Origin of the sequence: Rouxiella badensis, from assembly GCF_026967515.2 — a bacterium.
GTDB classification, from domain to species: domain Bacteria; phylum Pseudomonadota; class Gammaproteobacteria; order Enterobacterales; family Enterobacteriaceae; genus Rouxiella; species Rouxiella badensis.
Window position 1 is genome coordinate 3,840,902 of sequence record NZ_CP114062.1, and the last position, 25,608, is coordinate 3,866,509.

Annotated in this window: 21 protein-coding genes and 4 tRNA genes; 8 read left to right on the forward strand and 17 right to left on the reverse strand. The window is 55.0% G+C overall.

Annotation, left to right across the window (positions count from 1 at the left end; all coding sequences use genetic code 11):
• The first annotated feature begins 66 nt into the window (after positions 1 to 66).
• Positions 67 to 687, forward strand: coding sequence for a homoserine/homoserine lactone efflux protein (rhtB, locus tag O1V65_RS17705; protein ID WP_084912512.1), 621 nt, complete (start codon positions 67 to 69; stop codon positions 685 to 687).
• Positions 688 to 755: 68 nt separating this feature from the next.
• Here the strand turns inward: rhtB and rhtC are convergent, their stop codons facing one another.
• The 3 genes from rhtC to pldA all read right to left on the reverse strand — a co-directional run bounded on the left by rhtC (position 756) and on the right by pldA (position 4,243).
• Positions 756 to 1,385, reverse strand: a complete 630-nt coding sequence (rhtC, locus tag O1V65_RS17710; RefSeq protein ID WP_017492355.1) for a threonine export protein RhtC — start codon at positions 1,383 to 1,385, stop codon at positions 756 to 758.
• A 59-nt stretch (positions 1,386 to 1,444) separates the two neighbouring features.
• The gene (gene recQ, locus O1V65_RS17715) at positions 1,445 to 3,277 is read right to left on the reverse strand and encodes an ATP-dependent DNA helicase RecQ (protein ID WP_026110592.1); all 1,833 of its coding nucleotides are present in this window, start codon (positions 3,275 to 3,277) and stop codon (positions 1,445 to 1,447) included.
• 87 nt (positions 3,278 to 3,364) lie between these two features.
• Positions 3,365 to 4,243, reverse strand: coding sequence for a phospholipase A (gene pldA, locus O1V65_RS17720; protein WP_026110591.1), 879 nt, complete (start codon positions 4,241 to 4,243; stop codon positions 3,365 to 3,367).
• Positions 4,244 to 4,455: 212 nt separating this feature from the next.
• On the opposite strand from pldA, the gene O1V65_RS17725 reads away from it, so the two are divergent.
• Both O1V65_RS17725 and rarD read left to right on the forward strand, forming a co-directional pair.
• Positions 4,456 to 4,938 (forward strand): thioesterase family protein, encoded by a 483-nt coding sequence (locus O1V65_RS17725; RefSeq protein WP_017492352.1) that lies wholly within the window; start codon positions 4,456 to 4,458, stop codon positions 4,936 to 4,938.
• A gap of 26 nt (positions 4,939 to 4,964) precedes the next feature.
• Complete coding sequence (rarD, locus tag O1V65_RS17730; protein WP_084912511.1) at positions 4,965 to 5,894, forward strand: EamA family transporter RarD; 930 nt, start codon at positions 4,965 to 4,967, stop codon at positions 5,892 to 5,894.
• On the opposite strand, the gene O1V65_RS17735 is transcribed toward rarD, so the two are convergent.
• Complete coding sequence (locus O1V65_RS17735; RefSeq protein WP_390896437.1) at positions 5,891 to 6,937, reverse strand: AbrB family transcriptional regulator; 1,047 nt, start codon at positions 6,935 to 6,937, stop codon at positions 5,891 to 5,893. The two genes, rarD and O1V65_RS17735, sit on opposite strands and share 4 nt — an antisense overlap.
• Before the next feature lie 123 nt (positions 6,938 to 7,060).
• Positions 7,061 to 8,014, reverse strand: coding sequence for a magnesium/cobalt transporter CorA (corA, locus tag O1V65_RS17740; protein ID WP_017492349.1), 954 nt, complete (start codon positions 8,012 to 8,014; stop codon positions 7,061 to 7,063).
• A gap of 488 nt (positions 8,015 to 8,502) precedes the next feature.
• Between corA and O1V65_RS17745 the strand changes: the two genes are divergently transcribed.
• The gene (locus O1V65_RS17745) at positions 8,503 to 8,979 is read left to right on the forward strand and encodes a WbuC family cupin fold metalloprotein (RefSeq protein ID WP_269129908.1); all 477 of its coding nucleotides are present in this window, start codon (positions 8,503 to 8,505) and stop codon (positions 8,977 to 8,979) included.
• Between the two features lie 52 nt (positions 8,980 to 9,031).
• On the opposite strand, the gene uvrD is transcribed toward O1V65_RS17745, so the two are convergent.
• The 7 genes from uvrD to O1V65_RS17780 form a co-directional block, all read right to left on the reverse strand.
• Entirely contained in the window at positions 9,032 to 11,197 is a 2,166-nt protein-coding gene (gene uvrD, locus O1V65_RS17750; RefSeq protein WP_269129909.1) for a DNA helicase II, read from the reverse strand.
• 121 nt (positions 11,198 to 11,318) lie between these two features.
• The gene (gene yigB / locus O1V65_RS17755) at positions 11,319 to 12,035 is read right to left on the reverse strand and encodes a 5-amino-6-(5-phospho-D-ribitylamino)uracil phosphatase YigB (protein ID WP_017492346.1); all 717 of its coding nucleotides are present in this window, start codon (positions 12,033 to 12,035) and stop codon (positions 11,319 to 11,321) included.
• A complete protein-coding gene (gene xerC, locus O1V65_RS17760) occupies positions 12,035 to 12,946 on the reverse strand; it encodes a tyrosine recombinase XerC (RefSeq protein WP_017492345.1) in 912 nt (303 codons plus the stop codon). The genes yigB and xerC overlap by 1 nt, the downstream gene beginning before the upstream one ends.
• Entirely contained in the window at positions 12,943 to 13,647 is a 705-nt protein-coding gene (locus tag O1V65_RS17765; protein ID WP_017492344.1) for a DUF484 domain-containing protein, read from the reverse strand. The genes xerC and O1V65_RS17765 overlap by 4 nt, the downstream gene beginning before the upstream one ends.
• A complete protein-coding gene (gene dapF, locus O1V65_RS17770; RefSeq protein ID WP_017492343.1) occupies positions 13,644 to 14,468 on the reverse strand; it encodes a diaminopimelate epimerase in 825 nt (274 codons plus the stop codon). Before dapF ends, O1V65_RS17765 begins: the two co-directional genes overlap by 4 nt.
• 58 nt (positions 14,469 to 14,526) lie before the next feature.
• Positions 14,527 to 14,733 (reverse strand): LPS translocon maturation chaperone LptM, encoded by a 207-nt coding sequence (lptM, locus tag O1V65_RS17775; RefSeq protein ID WP_026110589.1) that lies wholly within the window; start codon positions 14,731 to 14,733, stop codon positions 14,527 to 14,529.
• 156 nt (positions 14,734 to 14,889) lie between these two features.
• Positions 14,890 to 17,448 carry a class I adenylate cyclase gene (locus tag O1V65_RS17780; protein ID WP_084912509.1) on the reverse strand — a complete coding sequence of 853 codons (2,559 nt, stop codon included), beginning with the start codon at positions 17,446 to 17,448 and terminating at the stop codon, positions 14,890 to 14,892.
• Between the two features lie 319 nt (positions 17,449 to 17,767).
• On the opposite strand from O1V65_RS17780, the gene hemC reads away from it, so the two are divergent.
• Genes hemC through hemY form a run of 4 tightly spaced genes read left to right on the forward strand, consistent with a single transcriptional unit; the run spans position 17,768 to position 21,805 of the window.
• Positions 17,768 to 18,709 (forward strand): hydroxymethylbilane synthase, encoded by a 942-nt coding sequence (gene hemC / locus O1V65_RS17785; RefSeq protein ID WP_017492340.1) that lies wholly within the window; start codon positions 17,768 to 17,770, stop codon positions 18,707 to 18,709.
• Positions 18,706 to 19,446, forward strand: a complete 741-nt coding sequence (hemD, locus tag O1V65_RS17790; RefSeq protein WP_017492339.1) for a uroporphyrinogen-III synthase — start codon at positions 18,706 to 18,708, stop codon at positions 19,444 to 19,446. The genes hemC and hemD overlap by 4 nt, the downstream gene beginning before the upstream one ends.
• A 22-nt stretch (positions 19,447 to 19,468) precedes the next feature.
• On the forward strand, positions 19,469 to 20,608 hold the full coding sequence (gene hemX / locus O1V65_RS17795; RefSeq protein WP_269129910.1) for a uroporphyrinogen-III C-methyltransferase: 1,140 nt from the start codon (positions 19,469 to 19,471) through the stop codon (positions 20,606 to 20,608).
• 3 nt (positions 20,609 to 20,611) lie between these two features.
• Positions 20,612 to 21,805 carry a protoheme IX biogenesis protein HemY gene (hemY, locus tag O1V65_RS17800; protein WP_017494351.1) on the forward strand — a complete coding sequence of 398 codons (1,194 nt, stop codon included), beginning with the start codon at positions 20,612 to 20,614 and terminating at the stop codon, positions 21,803 to 21,805.
• A gap of 625 nt (positions 21,806 to 22,430) precedes the next feature.
• Here hemY and O1V65_RS17805 read toward each other — a convergent pair.
• The 5 genes from O1V65_RS17805 to O1V65_RS17825 all read right to left on the reverse strand — a co-directional run bounded on the left by O1V65_RS17805 (position 22,431) and on the right by O1V65_RS17825 (position 25,504).
• On the reverse strand, positions 22,431 to 24,809 hold the full coding sequence (locus O1V65_RS17805; RefSeq protein WP_269129911.1) for a glycoside hydrolase family 3 C-terminal domain-containing protein: 2,379 nt from the start codon (positions 24,807 to 24,809) through the stop codon (positions 22,431 to 22,433).
• Positions 24,810 to 25,004: 195 nt separating this feature from the next.
• Positions 25,005 to 25,081: transfer RNA gene (locus O1V65_RS17810), tRNA-Pro, on the reverse strand.
• Between the two features lie 60 nt (positions 25,082 to 25,141).
• Positions 25,142 to 25,228: transfer RNA gene (locus tag O1V65_RS17815), tRNA-Leu, on the reverse strand.
• A 56-nt stretch (positions 25,229 to 25,284) separates the two neighbouring features.
• Positions 25,285 to 25,360 (reverse strand) — tRNA-His (locus O1V65_RS17820).
• Between the two features lie 67 nt (positions 25,361 to 25,427).
• Positions 25,428 to 25,504, reverse strand: a tRNA-Arg gene (locus O1V65_RS17825).
• Between the last annotated feature and the right edge of the window lie 104 nt (positions 25,505 to 25,608).

Genomic DNA, 25,608 nt, shown 5'->3' on the forward strand with positions numbered 1-25,608 from the left:
TGTGCCACAAAAAGACGCATCTCAATAGATTTCAAGCTGCACGGTCAGCATCAAAGGAGAACGACAATGACATTGGACTGGTGGCTGACTTATCTGCTCACGACTTCAATTTTAAGCCTGTCGCCGGGGTCTGGCGCAATCAATACCATGAGTACAGGCATCAGCCATGGCTATCGCGGTGCAGTGGCGTCCATCGCCGGGCTGCAAACAGGCCTATCGATCCATATCGTGCTGGTCGGCATCGGCCTTGGCGCACTGGTGTCTCAGTCGCTGTTGGCGTTCGAGATTTTAAAATGGTGCGGAGCGGCCTATCTCATCTGGCTCGGTATCTGCCAGTGGCGTACCTCGGGCGCTATCAACATGAACGCGCTGGCGAGCAGCATGCCGCGCCGCAAGCTGTTTAAACGCGCGGTGCTGGTTAACCTGACCAACCCGAAAAGCATCGTGTTTCTTGCCGCGCTGTTCCCGCAGTTTATAATTCCCCACCAGCCGCAGGTCGCGCAGTATCTGGTGCTGGGGGTGACGACCGTGGTGGTCGATATTATCGTAATGATTGGCTATGCCACGCTGGCAAAACGCATCGCCGGCTGGATAAAAGCACCGAAACAGATGACGCTGCTGAACCGCATCTTCGGCTCGCTGTTTATGATGGTCGGCCTGCTGTTGGCGACGGCGCGTAAAATCTGACCGCGAATGCTTCAAAAAAAAGGGCGTCCTATTGAGGCACGCCCTTTTTTTATGAATACGACCCTGCGTTAACGAGAAATAATCAGGTGGATGCCGATACCGGCAAACAGTACGCCAGCCACGCCGTCAATCCATTTGGCCAGACGTTGGTAGCCACGGCGCATCACCGGCAGCGCGAAGACCATGGTCACCACGGTGAACCATGCCAGTGTCTCAATGCAGATCAAGGCAAACAGGCCCCAACGCTCGCCGCTGCCAACGCTGTCACCTACAAAGAGTGAGAAGATACTGCCGAAATAGATAACTGCCTTCGGGTTGGAAAGATTGGTCAGCAAACCGCGCATAAAGGTTTTGCCCCGCGCAGGAAGTTTCACCGGTTGGCTCTCAGAGGCCAAAGTGCCGGCGGCCTTTTTAGCACGCGCTGATTTCAGCAGTTGCCAGCCCATCCAGCAAAGATACAGGCCACCGCCGACGGTAATAATCTGGTGCAGCCAGGCCATTTTCTCCAGCAGCAGATGCAGGCCCATCAAGGCTACCGCGGCCCAGACCATCACGCCAAGCGTAATACCCAACACGGCCATCATCGCCTCACGGCGAGAGCGGCTCATGGCAGTCTGGGAAACGAAGAAAAAGTCCGGTCCCGGTGACATCAATGCAACAAGATGCACGGCGGCGACGGTTAAAAACAGAATTATCATTTTTACTGCTCCCTTTTTGACACTGACTCATTCGACTCTTAACAGGCTGGCCATTGTACTCATTCGTCGTCGTTATCGATGTGATCGCGGATCAACGCCATAAATGGACGCCCAAATTTCTCAAGCTTGCGCTGGCCGACGCCGGTAATGCCCAGCATTTCTCCCGGACTGACCGGCAGCTGTTCCGCCATCTCCAGCAGCGAAGTGTCGTTAAATACCACGTAAGGCGGAACGTTTCCTTCATCCGCCAATGACTTACGCAGCTTACGTAGTTTGGCAAACAGTTTGCGGTCATAGTTGCCGCCATAGGTTTTCTGAGTATTGCTGCCGCGAATCTTCAGCGTTTGCAGACGCGGCACCGCCAGCTGCATCTCGACCTCACCGCGCAGCACCGGTCTTGCGGCCTCGGTAAGCTGTAGCGCGGAGTGCATAGCGATATTCTGGGTAATCAGTCCCAGATGAATAAGCTGGCGCACCACGCTTATCCAGTGCTCGTTGCTTTGTTCACGGCCCATGCCGTAGATAGGCAGCTTGTCGTGCCCGTATTCGCGGATACGCTGATTGTTCGCGCCACGCAGCACCTCGACGATATAGCCCAGACCGAAGCGTTGGCCGACGCGATAAACGCAGGACAATGCCTTCTGGGCGTCCATCAGCCCGTCATAGCGTTTGGGTGGGTCGAGGCAGATGTCACAGTTGCCGCAGGCCTCCTGTTTGCCCTCACCAAAGTAGTTCAGCAGGACCAAACGACGACAGGTCTGCGCCTCGGCAAAAGCGCCCATCGCGTTGAGCTTGTGGCGTTCAACGTCCTGCTGCGGCCCCGCCGGTTTTTCATCAAGACAGCGGCGCAGCCACGCCATATCGGCCGGATCGTAAAGCAGTAGCGCCTCGGCGGGCAGGCCGTCACGTCCTGCACGACCCGTTTCCTGGTAATAAGACTCGATATTGCGCGGGATATCAAAATGCACCACAAAACGCACGTTGGGTTTGTTGATGCCCATGCCAAAGGCCACGGTCGCGACCACGATTTGCACGTCATCGCGCTGGAAGGCTTCCTGAACCTGGGAACGGCGTTCATTGTCCAGTCCGGCGTGGTAAGCGCCCACGCTGATACCGCGACTTTGCAGACGCGCGGCGGTGTCTTCTACCTTGGCACGGCTGCCGCAGTAAATGATGCCGCTTTTACCGCGCTGGTCCTGCACAAAGCGTAAAAGCTGATCCAGAGGTTTAAACTTCTCGACCAAGGTGTAGCGAATATTGGGGCGGTCAAAGCTGCTGACCTGCACCAGCGGGTCGTTGAGCTCAAGCAGGCGAACGATATCGTTGCGGGTCGCTTCGTCGGCGGTGGCCGTCAGGGCAATCACCGGCAGCTGTGGATAGCGTAATTTCAGTTGACCGAGCGCGCGATATTCAGGACGGAAGTCGTGGCCCCACTGAGAAATACAGTGCGCCTCATCGACCGCCAGCATCGCCGGGTTCCACTGTTGCAGTTGCTCAAGGAAATCGCCCATGGTCAGACGCTCAGGGGCGATGTAGAGCATTTTTATGCGACCGCTGCGGCAGCCCGCCATCACCTCAAGCTGCTGCTCGCGGGTCTGGGTTGAATTCAGGCATCCGGCTTCGACACCGGCGGCCATCAGCTGATCGACCTGATCTTTCATCAGGGAGATAAGCGGAGACACCACCAGCGTCAGGCCGTCCATCACTAGCGCAGGAATCTGATAACACAGCGACTTACCGCCGCCGGTTGGCATCACCACCAGGCAATCTTTGCCGGAGATGGCTGCGTTTATGATCGTTTGCTGACCTGGTCGAAATTGCTGATAGCCGAAGGTATCGCGCAATACCTGTTCTGCCAGCAACTCCTTATTTATCACTGCCGCCGTTGACACTCGTTTCCCCAAAATTTGATGACACTCGGCACTTCTTCTTAAGTAACAGGAAGATAGTGCCGAGCTATGCTGGTGCCGATCGGTCGGTCACATAATATCGTTCATCATGATACCAATACCGACGCGAGTCTGCTTGTAGTTGTAGTCAATCAATGACTCGCCGTAGCCGCTAAACAGCTGAGTATAGAAGCGAACATGGCGGGTAATCGGATAACTCCAGCCCAGTTCTGCACCGCCGTAGCCAGTGTTCCAGTTGTAACGGCTGGTCACGCTGATCACGCTCTCACCCACGGCGTAACCGATTTTAAGCTGGTAATAACCCATATACTTGGTTATGTCCGGATTATCATCATTATCTTTGTTTTCTGGAATACGGTACCAGGGTTTGACCTCAACCTGCCAGTCTCCACGCTGCGCCATGAAGCGCGCATACACGCGGTTCCAACTGCGGGAAGTCGGGTCAGCGCGGCCGTTGGACTGGTGGTTTAGGCCGTATTCGGCTTCACGCAGCGTCCAGCCAAGGACCTCGTAGTCCGTCGCCCAGGCGAGGAACAGCTGAGGTTCATAGTTGGTCTCGCGAAAAGGCGAAGACTCGGCGCTGTTAGATACCTGCCAGAATGACTTCTGCGTATAGGACGCGCCCAGCACCGAGTTATCCCCGGCAATACCGCGCCACAGCGGGAATGCGAGGCTCAGCTGAAATTTGAGCTCGTCGTTTTTGGCATTGTCAGCCCAGTTGTAGGACTGGATAGCCTCTTTGTTGATATGATTGGTATACGTATAAATAACGTAGTTTGTATCATAAGGATAAAGCGTAAACGGATTATCGTGTTCTTGAAGCATATTGGCGATAATACTGCCACGTACGCTCGGCGCATCGTGCACATCTTGAATCTTAGCTTCATCAGCGTAGCTGAGTAACGGTGCTGTCAACATAGCAGCCCCAACAGCCCAAAAATTACGCATCCTTCCTCCACCCCAAAAAAGTTCTGCCGCTCGTCGGCACAGTTGTTATTTATTGATACATTTAGAATAAAAAGCAGGCCATTCTACACACAAATTAAAAGCTGTTTAGGATTAGCATGAGTAGGCTAGAAATCAATCATGCCGATGCCTAAAATCAAAAATTAATGTGAATTCGAACACTCTCCCCATTCATGTATTATCAGGAAATTTTCATGTCCGTTACGCCGTTGAGTCACGATGCCGCTCGCCAGTTAATTGGTGAGATTTTTATTTACGACATGCCGTTTAATCGCGAGCTTGGTCTGGAACTTCAGCGCCTGGATAACGGCTACGCCGAGCTGACGTTCAAAAATCAAAACAAACTGGTGGGTAACGCCGTACAGAAAATTCTTCATGGCGGGGTGATTGCCTCGGTGCTCGACGTGGCAGCCGGCCTGGTTTGCGTCAACAGCTCGCTGATTCGCCACGACAAACCGGACCATCCGCTGCTTGAGCCTGAACTGCGCCAGCGACTCTCTAAAATGGGCACCATTGACCTGCGCGTTGACTATCTGCGTCCCGGTCGCGGCGAGCACTTTGTTGTCAAAAGCACGCTGATCCGCGCCGGTAATAAGGTGTCGGTAGCGCGTGTAGATTTAGTTAACGAAAATGACGTACACATCGCGACAGCCACGGCAACGTATCTGGTCGGATAAAAACATCACTTAATCAGGGAATTGTCATGGATGCTAAACGGACCCGTCAGGGCGTTATTTTTGCTTTTATCGCCTACTTCATCTGGGGCATTGCGCCCGCTTACTTCAAGCTTATCAAACAGGTTCCTGCCGAAGAGATTCTGACCCATCGGGTTATCTGGTCATTCTTCTTTATGCTGTTGCTGCTGACCATTAGCCGCAGCTGGAATGGGGTGCGCAAGGTGTTCGCCACGCCGAAAAAGGTGGCTCTGCTGCTGATAAGCGCCCTGCTGGTCGGTGCAAACTGGCTGCTGTATATCTGGGCTATTAACCACGACCACATCCTCGAGGCCAGCCTCGGGTACTTCATCAACCCGCTGGTTAACGTGCTGCTGGGAATGCTGTTCCTCGGGGAGCGCTTCCGCCGTCTGCAGTGGGTCGCGGTCGTGCTGGCGCTGGCGGGAGTGCTGGTTCAGCTATGGGTCTTTGGATCCTTGCCGATTCTCGGCATCAGCATTTCGCTGACCTTCGCGTTCTACGGATTGATGCGCAAGAAGATTGCCGTCGATGCGCAGGCAGGCATGCTGATTGAAACTCTGTGGCTGCTGCCTGCCTCGGGGGTGTATCTGTTCTTTATCGCCCACAGCCCGACCAGCAATCTGGCCAATAATCCGCTTTCACTTAACTTGCTGCTGGCCTCGGCGGGCATCATTACCACTATCCCGCTGCTGTTCTTCACCGCCGCCACCTCACGCCTGAAATTCTCGACCCTGGGCTTCTTCCAGTACATCGGCCCGACGCTGATGTTCCTGCTGGCGGTGGTATTTTACGGCGAGTCGGTCAAACCGTCCCAGTTGTTGACTTTCGCTTTCATCTGGGCCGGTCTGGCGTTCTTCGTGTATGACGCACTGCGTTTTCAGCGCCAGCAGCGGAGCGACAACGCCTTAGCGGTAAAGCCTGTGAAAGCCGAGGGTTAAGAGGTTACCGGGGTGGCGCTGCGTGAGATAAAGCGCGCCATCGCCGGCCCCGTGACGATAATGGTGAGCAGGCGCAGCGTCTGCATCGCCATAATAAACGAGATATCGACGTGGCTTCCGGCCGCGATAATCGCCACCGTATCCAGCCCGCCTGGGCTGGTCGCCAGATATGCCGTCAACATATCCACATGCAGAATCTGGGTCAGCACCCAGGCCATCGCTCCGCACAACAGCATAAGCCCGATAATTGATGCCATCATCTGCGGCAGCGTACGCAGTGCCAGCTTGAAGATCGGACGGGTAAAGCGCAGCCCCACGCTCCAGCCGATAAAGGTATAGGCAATCGCCAGCAGCCATTCAGGCACCTGTAACAGCACAGTCCCAGTCGAATGCAGAAAGGCACCGGCCACCGCCGGAATGAGCAGCGCCCCGGAGGGAATGCGCAGCTTGGGGGCAAGCCAGACACCGACCAGCGCCAGCGCAGGTGTAACCAGGAAGTCCCCGTCAAGAGACGGGAACCACTCGACGGCGGCCGCGCCCGTCATCTGATCCCCAAGGCTCATGCGCGCCACGAAAGCCGCAGCAGTAGCCACAAACAGCACCCGCAGATACTGCATAAACGCCACCAGACGCACGTCCGCACCAAAGTCACCGGCCATTGCCACCATCGCACTCGCGCCGCCGGGAGAAGACCCCCACGCGCCGGTCGGCCCCGGCAAATTGCTGAACTTAACCAATAGCCAGCCTGAAAGGCCGCTCGCCAGCAGAGTACAAATCAGCACCACCAGCACTAAAAACCAGTCGTGTAATAGAGGAGGAAGAATCGAGGGAGACAGCGCCTGCGCAATCATGCAGCCAATCACGCCCTGGGCGATTTTGAAGCACAGCGGGGGAATACGCACCGTGGCGCCAAACAGCCCCATCACGACGCCGACAATCATCGGCCCAAGCAGGAGCGCAGCAGGCACATTAAAGTACTGAAATATAAAACCTAAAATCAGCGACGCTACGATAAGAAAACACCACTGGGCGGCAGGAGCCATCCTTTCCATCAACATTTATCGAGTCTTCGTTAAATCAACAGGAGGGATATTCTTAACATATTTTGCGCGACAAGGGGTATGCCATGGGCGGGATTTCCCCGGCGAACCGGGGATTCAAAACCTTTACAGCCAGTTTTTTCTCTTAAAATACAGATAAGGCGCGAGGCCCGCGAGCAGCATCAGCACCAGCGCCGCCGGGTAGCCGAAGGTCAGCTTCAACTCTGGCATAAACTCGAAGTTCATCCCATAGCTCGACGCCACAAGCGTAGGTGGCAGGAACACCACCGACACCACCGAGAAGATTTTGATGATGCGGTTCTGCTCGATATTGATAAAACCCATCGCCGCCTGCATCAGGAAGTTCACCTTCTGGAACAGCGATTCGTTGTGCGGCAACAGGGACTCGATGTCACGCAGCACTTCACGCGCCTGCTCCAGCTGTTCACCCGGTAAACGCGCCTTGCGCACCAGGAAGTTCAATGCACGCTGGGTATCCATCAGACACAGACGTACCTTCCAGCCAATGTCTTCCAGCTCGGCCAGCGTCGAAAGCGCGGCGTCGTACTCGTCGCCCTGATGCCCTTCCATGATTACGCGGCTCAGCTTTTCAAGATCGCTGTAGATGTTTTCGATTTCGTCGGCCAGCTGTTCGATTTTAGTTTCGAACAGGTCCAGCAGCAACTCGTAGGCATTACCGTCGGTAAGCTGCTGATTTCTGGCGCGCATGCGGTAAAGACGAAACGCAGGCAGTTCACGTTCACGCAGGGTGTACAGGCGCCCGTCGCGAATGGTGAATGCTACGGTGCTGTTTCCCGCATGGTCTTCAGCATCTTCGTAATAGAAAAATGAGTGAATGTGCAGCCCGTCTTCGTCTTCAAAAAAACGTGCCGACGCTTCGATATCGTCCAGTTCTGGCCGGGTTGCCAGACTTTGCCCTAACTCATTCTGGACGCGTTCACGCTCCAGCTCGTCAGGCTCAACCAAATCGACCCACAGAGAATCGCAAAGCGAACTCTCTGCTTCATCCAGTTCCAAACGGGATAAGCGGCTGTTATCTAATTTAAAAGCACTCAGCATGTGCCCGTTCTCCCTAATGGTGACAGGTATGGACAACGCATTGAAGCACAGCGGGGAAACACAGGGTGAAGGTCACCGTTATATTTCAGACCCGATTCCGGTCTGACTCACAGCGACATTTTTGAGGTCGCTGACAACCACCTAGAGTGGGTTCGAAATCCATACCTTCGAGGTACATTTCGAACCAGCTCTGCGGCCATCAGCAATGAGGATGGCCTTAGAAGTGGAACCTGCTTAACAGATTGTTGAGCCAGTATCTACTGGGTGCGTCCAAGGCGAAAATCCTCATAAATAATAGTGCGCGCATGTTACGCCGATAAGAAAAAGACTGTCAACCGGCAAGGCGCCTAATTCCGCAACATTTCGGCATAATTTTCAACCGCCCATCGCCGCGCGAGATGCTTACCACAGCGGGATTTTTTGACTACACTCAGTCTCAAACCAAATACCACGTAATCCCTTTCCGGCACACCTTTCAGGATAAAAAAATGACCAAGCAGATCACCCGTGAAAACCTGACCCAGCTTGCCGCCAAGGCAAGTGAATCACCTCGTTTACGCACCAACCTGAACCTGCATCCGGACGTCAACGACCCGGTTCAACGTCTGGCCGTGACGATGGATAAAGAGAGCTATGTGCGCATTCACCGTCACCCTCATACCTGGGAATTATTGAGTACGCTGACCGGTCGTCTTGTTGTATTGATTTACAATTCTGCTGGGCAGATTACCGACCGTTTGGTGCTGGGTGAAGAAACCCGCACGTTGGAAATTCCTGCTGGCGTCTGGCATAGCGCCATCGCACTGGACAACGGTTCGACATTCCTGGAGATCAAGCAGGGCCCTTACGTTCCCGTACCTGAGGAAGATACCTTCCCGGGTAGCCCGGCCGAAGGCGATGAAAAATCCCAGGCGACCATGGCGTGGTATCTCACCGCCAAGGTCGGGGACACAGTGAAGTTCTAAAGTTCGGCGCGTAACTGAGCTCAAAATGGCGAGTCTGATAGCCAGTCCAGGCCTATACCGCCTCAAGACGGGCGTAGGCCGCTACCAGCCATTTAATGCCTTCTCCCGGGAAGGCAATCTGTAAGCGGCTGTGCTCGCCGCTGCCTTCGAGATTAACGATAGTGCCTTCACCAAATTTCGGATGACGCACGCGTTGGCCAAGGGTGAAGCCACTGTCGTTATTGCTCAGCACGGGCGTGCCCATGCTCCTGTGGCTCACCTGACGGGTCACGCTGGCGCGTAAACGCACCTCTTCGACGCAGTTTTCCGGCAGTTCACCGACAAAGCGTGAAGGCCGATGATAAACCTCTTTGCCATACAGGCGGCGGGTCTCGGCGTAGGTCAGCGTCAGCTTTTTCATGGCACGTGTCACGCCAACGTAGGCCAGACGACGTTCCTCCTCAAGACGACCGCCCTCATCGAGCGACATCTGACTCGGGAACATCCCCTCTTCCATCCCGACGATAAACACCTGCGGGAACTCCAGCCCTTTGGCCGAGTGCAGCGTCATCAGCTGAACGGCGTCCTGATAGGCGTCGGCCTGCCCTTCTCCGGCTTCGAGCGCCGCATGAGACAGGAATGCCTGTAGCGGCATCAGATCCTGGTCTTCGTCCTGATAGCTAAACTGGCGGGTTGCCGTCACCAGTTCCTCAAGGTTTTCGATTCGCGCCTGACCTTTTTCGCCCTTCTCCTGCTCATACATGATGAACAGGCCAGAATCCTTGATAACGCGGTCAGTCTGCACGTGCAGCGGCATGTCGGCGGTGTCGTGCGCCAGCGCATCCACCAGTTCGGTGAAACGTTGCAGCGCTGAAGCCGCACGTCCGGCCAGCACTTTCTCTTGCAACAGCACCCGCGTGGCCTGCCACATGGTCATCTGGCGGTCGCGGGCGGTCTGGCGCACCACATCAAGCGTTCTGTCGCCGATGCCACGCGTCGGGGTGTTTACCACGCGCTCGAAGGCCGCGTCGTCGTTACGGTTGGCCATCAGACGCAGATAGGCCAGTGCGTCTTTTATCTCCTGGCGTTCGAAGAATCGCTGTCCGCCGTAGATGCGATAAGGCATCGCCATTTGCAGCAGGGCTTCTTCCAGCACGCGTGACTGGGCGTTGCTGCGATACAAAATGGCGCAGTCGTTCAATGCCCCGCCGTTGTCCTGCCACGCCTTGATGCGGTTAACCACAAAGCGGGATTCATCCAACTCGTTGAAGGCGCAGTAAAGCGAAATCGGCTCGCCTTCGACGTCTTCGGTCCAAAGATTTTTACCCATGCGCCCGTTGTTATTGGCGATCAGGGCATTGGCAGCGGTCAGAATGGTACTGGTGGAACGATAGTTCTGTTCGAGGCGGATAGTCTCCGCGCCGGGGAAATCGTGCAGGAATCGCTGGATGTTCTCGACCTGCGCGCCGCGCCAGCCGTAGATAGACTGGTCATCGTCGCCGACAATCATCACGTTATTGTTTTCACCGGCCAGCAGGCGGATCCAGGCATACTGGATGCTGTTGGTATCCTGGAATTCGTCAACCATCAGATTGGTAAAGCGGTCGCGGTAGTGCTGCAAGATGTGCGGCTTGTTGAGCCACAGCTCGTGGGCGCGCAGCAGCAGTTCGGCGAAATCGACCAGCCCAGCGCGATCGCAGGCTTCCTGGTAGGCCTGATAGATGCGCAGCCAGGTCGCTTCGACCGGATTACCATAGCTCTCGACGTGCTGCGGACGCAGACCTTCGTCTTTTTTGCCGTTGATGTACCACATTGCCTGACGCGGCGGCCACTGTTTCTCGTCGATATTCAGCGCCTTGATGATGCGTTTGAGCAGACGTAGCTGGTCATCGCTGTCGAGTATCTGGAAGTCCTGCGGCAGGTTGGCGTCGAGATGGTGAGCACGCAGCAGGCGGTGCGCGAGGCCGTGGAAGGTGCCGATCCACATGCCGCCTTGGCTGGTACCAATTAACTGTTCGATACGATGGCGCATTTCTGCCGCGGCCTTGTTGGTAAAGGTCACAGCCATAATGGAATACGGCGAGCAGTTCTCGACGGAAAGCAGCCAGGCGATGCGATGCACCAGAACCCGCGTTTTTCCGCTGCCTGCGCCCGCCAGCACTAATAAGTTGCTGCGCTTGGCGCCTACGGCTTCGCGTTGTTTTTCATTAAGGCTGTCGAGCAGGTCAGAAACGTCCATAAGCACCGTTTGTCTGGATAAAGAAATGCATCCACGGGCAAATCGATTAAAACTCGAACGCCGCATGGAGGTTTACTGCTGTTATATACAGTATTTTGCGCGAGATGGCTACCTGCGTAGATTACAGCAGCGTGGTAAGGGACGCCAATGTGTTAATCTCGATATGTGGCAGCAGGCGCGCATCCGGAATGTGCATCAGGTTGCCTTCACGCAGGTTTATCCAGCAGGCCTGCATGCCGCAGCGCACAGAACCTGCGACGTCAGTAGTCAGGTCGTCACCAACGTGAAGAATGTGCGCCAGCGGCACATTCAGGCGTTCGGCTGCCAGGTGATACATGTCGCTCCACGGCTTGGCGCGCCCGTCGCGACCGGCTACCAGCGTAAATTCGAAATACTTCGACAGGCCGAAAAGGTCGGGATTGGCATTGCCGTTGGTGATGGCCACCAGCGGAAATTTTTTGCCCAACGCGGTCAGCGTGTCGTGGGTTTCCTGCGGTACGTCGATGCGGCTGCGCCAGTGCGCGAAGTTCTGCATCGTCGCCTCTGCGCCCGCTTCGGCTTCTGCCTCACTCAGCCCGCGACGCAGCATGGTGTGATACAGCGCCTTGTGTCGCCACGCGGTAACATCATGATAAATTTCGGCATCTTGCTCCAGCAGTTCCGCACGTACCGCCCGCCACTCTGCCGATTCGATATCCGCCGTCGCCGGATGATACTGGCGTAAAAACTGCATCGTTTCCGATTCAGTGCGAACGATGACCGGATAGTTGTCGTAGAGGGTGTCGTCGAGATCGAAGGTGATCGCCTCGATCTGCTGCAGGGGGCGGTAAAACTTCATCAGGTTTTTCCTCGTTTAGCGCGGGGATGCGCGGCATCGTAAACCGACGCCAAATGTTGAAAGTCGAGGTGGGTATAGATTTGCGTGGTGGAAAGGTTGGCGTGGCCCAACAGTTCCTGTACCGCGCGCAAATCCCCGCTCGACTCCAGAACGTGTGTCGCAAAAGAGTGGCGAAGCTTATGGGGGTGAATATGGCTGTTAACGCCCTGCTTGACGCCCCACTCGGCAAAGCGTTTCTGCACGTTGCGGGTGGAGATGCGACGGCCCTGATTAGACAGAAACATCGCGTCGTCTTCAGGCCCAAACAGGTCGCGCAGGGCAAGCCAGTTTTCAAGCCAGGTCACCGCCGTGCGGCCAATCGGCAGTTTGCGCTCCTTGCTGCCTTTACCCATTACCCAAATTTCACCGGAGGGCAGGTCGACGTGACCGAGATTGATGCCTACCAGCTCAGACAAACGCAGGCCCGCGCCATACATGACTTCAAGCATCGCACGGTCGCGCACGGCGAGCGGATCGTTGAGGTCGATATTCAGCAGTTGGCCTACCTCGTCAACGTCAATGTTTTTGGGCAAATGACGCGGCGCACGCGGAGTAGAAATGCCTTTGGCGGGATTAGCCTGAAGGACGCCCTGATGCACCTGCCAGTCGAGAAAACTGCGCAACGCCGAGAGACGCAGGGCGAGGCTGGAGGCACCGAGACCCGCACGCTTGCTGCGTGCGGTCAACATTCTGACCTTGGCAGCGTCGAGCTGCGCCCAGTCGGTCAGCTTGATGTCGTCGGCCATCGCTATCAACGCCTGAAGCTGGTGGTGATAACTGCTTTGCGTCAGCGGACTGAGCTGTCGCTCAACCCGCAGAAATCGTAAAAATGCCTCGACCGCGGGGAGCAGTGGCGAGTCAGTTTGGCTCATGCGCGTTCGATCCAGCGCGACAGCAGGCCCGGCAACATTTTGGCAAGCTGGTCGAGCATCACAGTGCCCATGCCCGCCTGATAGTGCTGCGGGTCACGGCTGCTGAAAATCAGCATGCCCAATTCACCCTCTTCGCCCATCAGCGATAGTGCGACAGAGCCGACCGCCTTGGCCTGCGGCAGCACCAGTAACAGTTCCGGCCCGTTCAGGCTTCCGAGGAAGTGCTGAGTATCGCCCAGACGCTGGATGCGCAGTGACTCAAACGAGCTGCGAGTCAACGCCAGGTGAGTGAAGTCAGACGGTGCACCAATGCGCCAGCTTTCGCTGAACAACCGCACGTTGGCACCGGCAAGACCAAGACCGCGACCCCAGCGTTGCAGACGATTAAGCATATCCTGCAGGCTGGTGGCGTCAGCCAGATTGGCCTGAAGCTCAATCAGTCGGCCGAACAAGGTTTCGTTAATGGTTGCCTGTTCCATCAACAGGGTAATTTCTTCTTCCAGTTGGGCAATCTGATTGCGCTGGCGTCCGAGCTGCCACTCAACCAGTGAAATACTGCCTTTAACCGGATGCGGCACGTGCATCTGCTCAACGCTGCGCGCATTTCTGATGAAGAAATCCGGGTTTTGCAGCAGATACTGCATCACCAGTTCGTCGTCGAGCTCGGTTACGCTTTCAATCTGATCGTCAAGATTGTTCATAGATGAATAAATCCGTCGTAAACATGGGTGGCAGGGCCGGTCATATAAAGGGGATGACCCGGACCTTTCCAGCGAATGTCGAGGCTGCCTCCCGGCAGTTCCACCTGAACTTCCTCAGCGAGTAAACCCTGCTGTATTCCAACCGCCACTGCCGCACAGGCACCGCTTCCACAGGCCTGCGTCTCGCCAGCGCCACGCTCATAAACGCGCAGCTTGACGCTGCTGCGGTCGATCACCTGCATAAAGCCGACGTTGACGCGCTCAGGAAAACGTTCATGACTTTCGAGCAGCGGGCCAAGTTGTTCTACTCTGGCAGTGACTACGTCGTCAACCTGTAACACGCAGTGCGGGTTACCCATTGAGACCGCACCGCAGAGCACGGTGTGTTCTTCTGCGCGTAAAATATAGGTTTTTTCAGGCTTGGGCGCGCGGAAAGGAATTTGCTGAGGTTCGAATATTGGCTCGCCCATATTCACCTGCACCAGCTCATCTTCCGTGACCGTCAGGGTCATGCGCCCGTTCTGGGTGCTAACCTGAATATCGCGCTTGTTGGTCAGCCCTTTAATGCGCACAAATCGGGCGAAACAGCGGGCACCGTTACCGCACTGCATGACTTCACTCCCGTCGGCATTGAAGATGCGGTAGTGAAAGTCCAGTTCAGGATCGTAAGGCGGCTCGACGACCAACAGCTGATCGAAGCCCACGCCGCGGTTACGATCGGAAAGTCGACGGATCAGTTCGGGAGAGAAATAAACATTTTGAGTGACGGCGTCAACGACCATAAAGTCGTTGCCCAGGCCGTGCATTTTGGCGAACTGCATATCTTACTCCGCTTGACCCCTGGCTATCGCCAGACGTAATTACTCTGTGGCCTGCCGATTAATAAAGTTGCCCACTGTTTTTGGCCGCATTTTGGTCTGGAGAAACACCCTGAGACTGTGTCTGACCGGACTTGTCATTGGTTACCACGACTTTTTTAGCATCGGCTTTATCTGCCGGAGGAAAGTAGAGGGGACCTTTTAATCCACAGCCAGAGAGCGCAAACAGGACCATCGAGGCCAGAGACCAGCGTAATGCGGTTTTCATGTTCAGATTTTTCATTGTGATTGTTTTCATTTTATCCAGGATCTGCGATTCACCGTCCAAGCTCTCTATAATCGCAGGTGGATCATGAAAAGCAATAGGAATCGATTATCAAAAATCGGCATCGCGCGCAGCGCCGTTCAGGATAAAAACGGCGGATCAGTGGATTTGAAACTGCTGCGCCGGGCTGGCAGGTTCGGCACCGGCCTCAGGAACGACCGCGCACAGTTGAGACAGCACGTTGCTGCGGAAGGGAATGACCTGCGTGCGGCCATCGATTGAAACAATCTGGTAGAACTGCGGCAGATTGAAGTTCACGAAGCTGGAACCATAGGTGAAACGGTCGTGCGATGACGAATAGAAACGGCTGACGTCGCGCACCAGGTCCTCTTTGCTGCCTTCGCAGTGGTGATAAACCTCGACCCGATTCGACTCATCCAGGATATAGATGTTGAAACCGTCGTCGTCCGCGGTGGTCTCGAAGAAGAACTGAATAATCCCTTCGCTGGCATAGCCGTCTACCACTGACGGCAGATGCACCTGCGAGGTATCAACCTTCACCGACAGGCCGTGCAGCTTGTTGTTCGAGATAGCGCCGTAAAACTCAATGGCGTTTTCCAGCTTTTGAACCGACACGCTCAGGCGCTCGAAGAACAGACCCCAGGTCTGCCCGGAGACTCTCACCGCCTTGAATCGGCCCGGCTCGAGGCGTTTGCTCGAAAGACGCAGCTCAATGCATTCGGAAACCAGCTGCTGGATACGCGTGCGGATGAGGCCACGCAGGTGCTGGCTATAGCAGAAGACTTCAACGGCCTCCGGCGGCGCGGCATCCTGGTGCATCTTACCGAGAATGGTTTTTAACGCCTCGAGCACCGCCTGCTCACTGTTGAAGTGCAGCGTACGCACTTCGTTCCACGAGTTGCGATACAACAGGTCGATGCTGCCGACCAGGCACTGCTGTTTCTCACCGAAGCTGAAGACGTCAAGTTTGCGGAAGTCAAAATGCACCACCTGATTGCGGAACGCTGCCGTCGGGTCATGCTCGAGATTGACGATAATTGACAGGTGGCGAATTTCGCACGGGCTATACAGGGCCTTCGGCGTCGGCGCAGGCAAACGAATCGGGAAATGGTGCGACACGTCGGCCACCAGTTCGCGCAGTTTGGAAATATCGCACAGGTTGCCGCTCTTGATGTGCAGCCGCGTCGTCGGGGTCAGCAACCCGTTAAAGTAAGCCCACGCGACCAGCTTGCTGAGATAGCGGTTATATTCCAGCGGCTGATGGCTGATAATTGAGTCCATCGACGGCGACTGGTTATACAGATACCAGCCGGTGCGATTAGCGCGACCAATAGGCACGTGAATAAAGGTTAAGTCAGCCTCGGAGAGATCCGGGGAAATCTGCGGATTAACCAACGTCACTTTCCCCGGCAACGCTTCAAACGCCGCGTACAGCTTGCGGGTCAGCACGCCGATGTCCTGCGGGCTGGCGCTCACGCTCAGGTTATTGCGGCGCGCGAAACGAATCAGGTTACGGTAGCTCTGCATCATCGCATCGAGCAGCTCGTTGTGTGCCTCCCGCACGCGCTCAATCTTCCAGTTAGCGCGATTATCGAGAATCGCCAGACGCTCTTCGCTCCAGCCCCACTCGCTCACCAGCTGGGTGAGAATTTCACGACGCCAGCCAACCGAGGCACGCGGGCGGGACAGCTTCTCGTTGACCTTGAGATAGAAGCAGCGACGCACCAGGTCAAGGCGCGTAAAGTCTTCAACCTGAGTCAGATAGCGGGTCACGCGTTCGAGCATCATGCAGTAAGCATCGAGGCCGAAGCAGACAATTTCTCCCTGATGCAGGCGCTGTTTGATGTCCATTGCCAGCAGCTGGGTATTGGGATATTCCCAAGAATAGGCCTCGAGCAGCAGCGTTTTCAGCACCGCCTTATAAGGCGAGTCGATGCTTTTATACAGCTGCCACAGGCTGGCACCAAAATACTCTTCGGCAGACAGCGTGCTCAGGCCACCGAGGTCGAGCCATTCGTTCGGCGTCAACGCGCCCTGAGAATAGAGGGAAAGGACATACTCGTCGTAATGCGCTTCTTCTTCGCCAGGCACCATATTCCACAGAATACGCTTGCCTGCAAGACGAACCGCAGTACGGTAAAATTCATCAAGCAGCAGGATGTGTTGGGTTGAACCGCAGTCCTCACCGCTCAAACTGCCGCTTTCATTATGGCGAAAACGGTTTTCATCAATCAGGAAGAAGCTGACTTCAACGCCCAGCGAGGCGGCCCATTTCTCAAGCAGGCTGCACTTTTGCTGCAGGCGGTTGCGCTCTTCGTTATCGAGCCAGGATTGATGACAGACCCAGATATCGAGGTCCGAGGTTTGGCTCTGGCCTATCGATGAGGTACTGCCCATAGAATAGACGCCGGTTATCGGCAGTTCGCCTTTAACGACCGGTTCAAACGGGCTGCCCCATTTCTCTTCGAGAGAGTTAATATAGGTAGTTTGGGTTTCATCAGGCGTGAAAATACAGACACCATGGGGCACTTTACCTTCAAGGTAGCCCGGCATCAGCGGATGATGATGATGTAAGAGGACGGGCAACAGACTATAGACCTGCTGAAAAGCGGGGCCCTGAGCCACTACGGCGCGGTCAACGCGTAGCTGATTTATTGCATCCAATCTCTGCTTTAATGTCTCGATGTAGAGGTACAAGACTTTTCGCCTGATTTTCCAGTGTCTAGAAACAACCCCGTATCCAAATCCGCCATTAGTTTTATAAACTTTAATTTAAAATAAGTATTTGACGGATTATTGCTGGAAACGTGATCAATTTAACACCTTGCTGTTTGACCGTAAAGGAAGTAAAGCACCACAATGACTGTTGCGTCTCTATACATTTTACTTCCTGAACTGCCATGTCACAAATTTCCCTGTTTACCCGTTCTAACTCCCTTGCCCATGGCATCCATCGCTGACACCTTCCCGCAGTCGGTGGTAGGATGGTCCGCAATATAGAAAAACGGTAAAAATCATGGTAGACAAAATCATCCGAATTGCCACACGTCAGAGTCCTTTAGCGCTGTGGCAGGCACATTATGTTCAAAGTCAGCTCAAGGCATTTCACCCTGATTTGCAGGTTGAATTAGTGCCTATGGTGACCAAAGGCGACATTATTCTCGATACTCCGTTGGCGAAAGTGGGCGGTAAAGGCCTGTTCGTTAAAGAATTAGAGTTGGCCATGCTCGAGGGCCGCGCCGACATCGCCGTGCATTCAATGAAAGACGTGCCGGTAGAGTTTCCGGAAGGTCTCGGCCTGGTGACCATTTGCGAACGCGAAGACCCACGCGACGCCTTTGTTTCTAACCAGTTTGCCAGCCTCGCTGACCTGCCAGCGGGCAGCATCGTGGGCACTTCAAGCCTGCGACGCCAATGTCAGTTGCGCCAACAGCGTCCTGACCTGCAAATCCGCGACCTGCGCGGCAATGTGGGTACCCGTCTTTCCAAACTCGATAACGGTGATTACCACGCCATTATTCTGGCCGTCGCCGGGTTGAAACGTTTAGGCCTGGAGTCTCGCATCACGGCGGCACTGTCGGCGGAAGAGTGCCTGCCTGCCGTAGGACAAGGCGCGGTGGGGATTGAATGTCGTCTTGACGACGTGCGCACCCGCGAACTGCTTGCTCCGCTGGCACACAGCGAAACCACGCTGCGCGTTATCGCCGAACGCGCGATGAACACCCGACTTGAGGGCGGCTGTCAGGTGCCTATCGGCAGCTACGCCGAACTGGAAGGCGATACGCTTTGGCTGCGTGCGCTGGTTGGCGCGCCGGACGGAAGCCAGATGGTTCGCGGCGAACGTCGCGGTCCCGCCTTTGAAGCAGAAAGCATGGGCATTAGCCTGGCCGAAGAACTGCTGAACGGCGGCGCGCGTGAAATCCTGCAGGAAGTCTACCAGGGCAACGCACCGAAATGACTATCCTGGTGACCCGCCCCTCTCCTTCAGGAGAACAGCTTGTCGCCCGGCTGCGCCAGCTGGGCAGGGTTGCCTATCACTCGCCGTTGATAGAGTTTGCACCGGGAAGCGAGCTTACCGCGCTGCCCGGCATGCTCGCCTCACTGGTGCCGCAGGACCTTATTTTTGTCCTTTCTCAGCACGCGGTGAACTACGCCGACCGCGCACTGCGTCAACATGCGCAACACTGGCCTGATTTTGTAAGCTATTATGCTATTGGAAGAACAACCGGTTTGCTGATGCATCGCGCCACCAGCCTGCCTATTGTCTATCCGCAAGACGGTGAAACCAGCGAAACGCTGCTCCAGCTACCCGCCCTTCAGTCCCTCAAAGGCCGCAATGCCCTGATACTGCGCGGCAACGGCGGTCGCGAACTGCTGGCCGACACGCTGAAAGAGCGCGGCGTAAACATTACCTACTGTGAATGTTATCGACGCAGCCCGCTTCACTATGACGGCAGTGAGCAAAGCTCCAGCTGGCAGCGTGCAGGGGTAAATACTCTGGTCGTCACCAGCGGAGAAATGTTACAACAGTTATATACGTTAGTTCCTGATTACTATCGAACTACCTGGCTTTTAAGCTGTACATTGATAGTGGTAAGTGAACGTTTGGCGACCCTTGCCCGCCAACTTGGCTGGCAATCTATTAGGGTTGCAGAGAACGCAGATAATGATGCGCTGATCCGTGCATTAAAATAACCTGACTAAGGGATGTGCCCAGATGACGGAACAAAAAAATCCTTCCGCAAAGGTTGATGAAACTTATACTGCGGTTGAGAGCCCCCAACAGCCAGATACCGCTTCTCGTGAAACCGTACAAAAGGAAAGACGTACGGGTCCTGTACTGGGTGCGATCGCCATTGTGTTGGTGATTGCGCTGGGTGCAGGCATTTATTATCACGGACACCAACAGGCCCAGGCGGAAGCTTCCGCCAATGAAGCGTTGCGGGCCCAGCTTGCCGAGCTTAAAAATAGCCAGCAGCAGGACAAACAACAGATCGACTCGCTGCTCGACCAACAGGGTAAATCCTTGCAGGAAGCCTCAAACCAGCAGGCCTCCTTCGGCCGTCAGCTGAACATACTGCAGGATAAAGTCGCCAGTATTTCAGGCAGCGACGCCAAAACCTGGATGCTTTCTCAGGCCGACTTCCTGGTCAAACTGGCGGGAAGAAAACTGTGGAGCGATCAGGATGTCACCACCGCTGCTGCGCTGCTGAAAAGCGCCGATGCCAGCCTGGCCGACATGAATGACCCAAGCCTGATTGACGTGCGCAAGGCCATTAATGAAGACATCGGCAGCCTGTCTGTGGTTACGCAGGTTGACTTCGATGGCATCATCCTGAAGGTTAATCAGCTTTCAAATCAGGTCGATAACCTGCGTCTGGCGGATAACGACACCGACGATTCGCCGATGGACAGCGACAGCGGTGAGCTTTCAGGCTCCCTGACCGAATGGCGTCAGAACCTGAGCAAGAGCTGGCACAACTTCATGTCCGACTTCATCACCATTCGTCGTCGCGACACCAGCGCCGAGCCGCTGCTGGCACCGAATCAGGACATCTATCTGCGTGAGAATATCCGCTCTCGTCTGCTGATTGCCGCACAGGCGGTACCGCGCCACCAGAATGAAATCTACAAACAGTCGCTGGAAACGGTGGAGACCTGGGTTCGCGCCTATTTCGATACCACTGATCCAACCACCAAGGCGTTCCTTGCCGATCTGGACAATCTGAGCCAACAGTCTGTTTCCATGGACGTTCCAGACCAGCTGAAAAGCCAGCCGATGCTGGAAAAACTGATGCAGACGCGCGTGCGTAATCTGCTTCAACAGCCGGCCGCCACGACCAAACAGGGGGAATAACGCATGCTACGTGTTCTCATACTGTTTCTGATCGTTATCGCCGGGATTGTCGTTGGCCCAATGTTGGCCGGTCATCAGGGTTATGTGTTGATCCAGACCGACAACTACAACGTTGAAACCAGCGTCACCGGCCTGGTGATTATGGCGATTCTGCTCTTTGTGGTGCTGTTCTTCATTGAATGGGTACTGCGCCGCGTGTTCCACACTGGCGCGCGTACACGCGGCTGGTTTGTCGGCCGTAAACGTTCAAAGGCGCGCAGACAGACGCAGCGCGCGATGATCAAACTGGCGGAGGGCGACCATCGTCAGATGGAAAAACTGCTCGCCAGTCATGCCGATCACGCCGAACAGCCCATGGTTAATTACCTGCTGGCTGCCGAGGCCGCCTCGCAGCGCGGTGACGAGGTGCGCACCAATCAGTATCTCGAACGTGCGGCGGAAATTGCCGATACCGACCAACTGCCGGTCGATATCACCCGCGTGCGTATTCAGTTGGCACAGGGCGAAATCCACGCGGCGCGCCATGGCGTTGACCGCCTGATAGGTCTGTCGCCTCGCCATCCAGAGATCCTGAGACTGGCGGAACAGGCGTATATGCGCACCGGTGCCTATGCGTCGGTACTGGAAATTCTGCCGTCGATGGCAAAAGCTAATATCTATGACGACGAGCAGCTCCAGCAGGTTCAGGAAAAAGCCTACCTCGGCATGATGAATCAGCTGATGTCGGAAGAAGGCAGCGAAGGTCTGAAGCGCTGGTGGAAAAATCAGAGCCGTAAAACTCGCCATGAGCCCGCGCTGCAAGTGGCGATGGCGGCCCATCTGATTAAGTGCAACGATCACGACTTGGCTCAGGAAGTGATCCTCGACGGCCTGAAGCGTCAGTATGACGATCGTTTGGTCGCGATGATGCCTAAACTGCGCTCCGGGAATCCTGAGCAGCTCGAGAAATTCCTGCGGCAGGCCATCAAGCAAAACGGTTCAACGCCGCTGCTCAACAGCACGCTCGGCCAGATTTTGTTGAAGCACGGTGAGTGGTTGCAGGCCAGCGAGGCCTTCCGGGAAGCGCTGTCTCAGCGCCCTGACGCCTATGACTTCGCCTGGCTGGCCGATGCTCTCGACAAGCTGCACAAACCGGCAGAAGCCGCCGAGATGCGCCATCAGGGCCTGATGCTGACAATTAATAATTCTCAGCAATAATAGTCAGTTAAACAGATTTTACTCTCAACGGCTCGCCTCAGGCGGGCCGTTTTTTTTGGCTATCGTCAGACGGCAGGCAAAAAAAAACACTTGCCGGAGAGACAAGTGTCAAAACAATCAGGTCTTAGACAACAGGGGTAGTGTCACACTCAACGTTTTGCCTGCTGGTTGATAACCCTGAGGTTATCGGTCAGATAGACAAGAGACACTGTAATTTGGCTCTGCATCATTCCCAGGTATATGAAGCTACGCAATCATAAGAGGGTGGAATGAGCATCTACGGGGTGATTATTGCATATGGCGTGCCAGTTTTTAAGAAACCCACAAAGAATTGAAAAATAAAAATTAACTACATGATTTAATACATTAATAATTTATCTTTTTTTTCAGCGCCTAAAAATACTCTGCGGATTACCCCGTTAACGGCCGCAGCCTCTGCGGAGACTGTCGCCTGGAAACGACAGTCTCGATCTGCAATCCCTATATCATTTTAAAACAATGAGATGGATGTCTCCCTCCGGCGACAGGGTAAACCCTGCGCCGGAGAGATAACCGATTACCTGTTCTAAAATAGAGTAAAATTCACTTATAAAACAATGTGTTATTGGCATGTGTCGCCAAATGGTTACAACGCGTTGATCTGCTGGAGAATTTCCTGCTTAACCGCTTGCCTTTTCGCCTCATCTGTTGCCAATTCGGGCTTGAGCTTCAGTGACGCGTCGAGTTTCTCACCCAGCGTCGGACTCCCCTGGATCCAAGCATTGGTCTCATCGTCACCTATCACGCCAGCCACAATGGTCGCCGCTTTTTCATAGGTCTGGACGTCAATCCACGGCGTGGCAAACGAGAACGCCGGAGTGGCAGAAATGACCCTCAGCGGAGCCTCAGCGCGAATATCTCGTGACGAACTGCCAACGCGCAGCGTGAAGTGCCCCGGCTCCAGCACCCAGGCATTCATGTCGGCATCAAAGTACGAAAAAGCCCGCTTGTCGAGCCTGAAAGTGACGCGCTTCTCCTCTCCTGCCGCCAGACTCACCTTCTCAAAGGCTTTAAGCTCCTGCAACGGCCTGTCGAGGCGCGAGGCATCATCATGTACGTAAAGCTGCACCACCTCTTTAGCCGCCACCGAGGACGTATTTTTTAGGGTAATGCTGACGTCGACTGCGTCCTGCTTATCAATATTGAAGGGTGAATTCTGCGGGGTAAGTTGCCCGTAATGGACGGTAGAATACGACAGACCATAACCAAACGGGTACATTGGTGCGATGCGGCGCGTATCATAATAGCGATAACCGACGTAGATGCCCTCCCCGTAGTTAACGGTTTTGGCGTTGCCCGGATAATTTCCGTAGCTCGGGGAATCCTCGAGACGTTTAGGGAACGTGAGCGGCAGTTTGCCAGAAGGATTGACCTTGCCGGTGAGGATATCGGCCACTGCGTTACCCGCCTGTTCGCCCGGCTGCCAGGTCAGCAGAATTGCATCAACCTTGTCCTCCCAGGAGGCTATCTCAATCGGTGAACCCACGTTGAGCAGGACCACTACCTTTTTATTCTGCTGGTGAAACGCCGTCGCCACATTGTCTATCATCGCGATTTCGTCGGCGTGCATCGCCATTGAATAGCGGTCGGCCCCCTCGGTGGAGCTGCGACCAATCGAGACGATCGCAACGTCGCTTTGCTGCGCGGCGTGGGCAATGGCGTCATTTTTGGCGTTCTCGTCCAGCGCCTGTTTACCGTCATCAATAAGCGTCAGTTCCGCATTTTTCAGCCCCTGCGGCAGCGTTACCCGGCGATTAGGGGCAATGTTAACCTCGGCGCTACCGCCACCCACGACGTAAAAATTCTCAACGTTGTGACCAAAAGCAGCCACCTTCAAGTTGGACTTAATGGGCAGCGTGTTCGCTTCATTTTTTAACAATACCATCGACTCAGCGGCGGCCTCGCGTGCCAGCGCCGCATGGTCGGCCATCTCCGGCTGGGCTGCGGCGGAAGGATTTTTAAAGCGCTGTGTCTTAATGACCACGTTGAGGATGTTGCGAATATTCTCGTCTATCTGGTTTTGGCTAATCTCACCCGACTTCAGCGCCGCAAGCACCACGTCTTTCGGGTCGGTATTGCGGCGCAGGAAAGGGGTGTCCTTTTTGGACAAGCCGCCCGGCATATTGAGATCGTTACCGGCCAGCAGCGCACGCACCGGATCGGTCACGCCATACCAGTCCGACATGACAAAACCGTTAAACTTCCACTGCTTGCGTAGAACCTCTTTCAATAACCACGGGTTTTGCGACGACGGCGTTCCGTTGATGGAAGGATACGAGCTCATCACCGCCCAAGGCTGAGCGTTTTCCATTGCGTATTCAAAGCCAGGGAAATAAATCTCGTGCAGCGCGCGCTCCGAGATAATTTCATTTACCGTCTGGCGGCGCGTTTCCTGATTGTTGGCGGCAAAGTGTTTGAGCACCGCACCGACCCCCTCTGCCTGCATACCCTTGATATAGCCTGCGGTTATCATCGCGTTGAGCAACGGATCTTCGGAGAAATATTCGAAGTTGCGGCCATTGAGTGGATTACGCTGGATATTAATCGCCGGACCGAGCATGAGATCGACGCCATAGGCGCGTGCTTCATCGCCTATCGCGCCGCCCACGCGCTGAATGAGTGCCGGATCCCAAGTCGCGGCCATCGCCACGGAAACCGGGAAGCCAGTAGCAAAGCGCTTTTCACCGCCGGTTGGGCCTGCGCCCAGTCTGACGCCAATCGGCCCGTCGGCAAAAACAATCTGTGGAATACCCAGCCTGGGTATGGCAAAGGTCGAACCTGCGGCACCCGCGACGTGGGTCGCGTTATTCATGCCGGTGCCGGAAACCAGCGCAGCCTTTTCTTCCGGCGTCATGGCTGAGATAACGGCGGTGATAGATTCCGCATCTTTGAGCTGAGGCGCGGCCCAAGCGGGCGCAGAAAGCAGAGTACAGGCCGTAAACAGGCCGATTTTAGTTATTTTCATAGTATTCCCTTTGGCGGCGCATCGCTTTTTTCGGACACGCATGATTCCGTTCAAATGAACTGTGCTTATTAGCCAAAGAGTTATAACGTTTTTAGGTGGGGGTGTTTTGTGATCTGTACCGCAGGGTAAGGAATCAAAACGGGGAATAACGGAAAACAAAAAGCCCTGCATTTCTGCAGGGCTTTTTGTTTGAATTGGTCGGCGAGAGAGGATTCGAACCTCCGACCCACTGGTCCCAAACCAGTTGCGCTACCAAGCTGCGCTACTCGCCGATGTACTGCTTTCTTTTACAACCTGTCTTCCGTCACGTGCAGAGTTTTAACGCTTTCGTGTGGTGCGAAGAGAGGGACTTGAACCCTCACGTCCGTAAGAACACTAACACCTGAAGCTAGCGCGTCTACCAATTCCGCCACCTTCGCACTGTCACAAAAACTGTTTACTCTTTACTACTCACACTCACTTCATTAAGAAGAAGTGGGGTGGCTAATGGGACTCGAACCCACGACAACTGGAATCACAATCCAGGGCTCTACCAACTGAGCTATAGCCACCATCGTATCTTTACTTCACGTCCGAAACTAACACCGCAACTCTTTGCGCAAAACCAACCGAGGTCAATGGTGCGCCCGACAGGATTCGAACCTGAGACCTCTGCCTCCGGAGGGCAGCGCTCTATCCAGCTGAGCTACGGGCGCTTAGCGCCGTTGCGGGTGGGGATACTACGGCTTAACCGTCATGCTGTCTAGTGCTTTTTTTTGAAAAAGTTTCGTTTGATTACGAATTGTCCATTACGCACTAA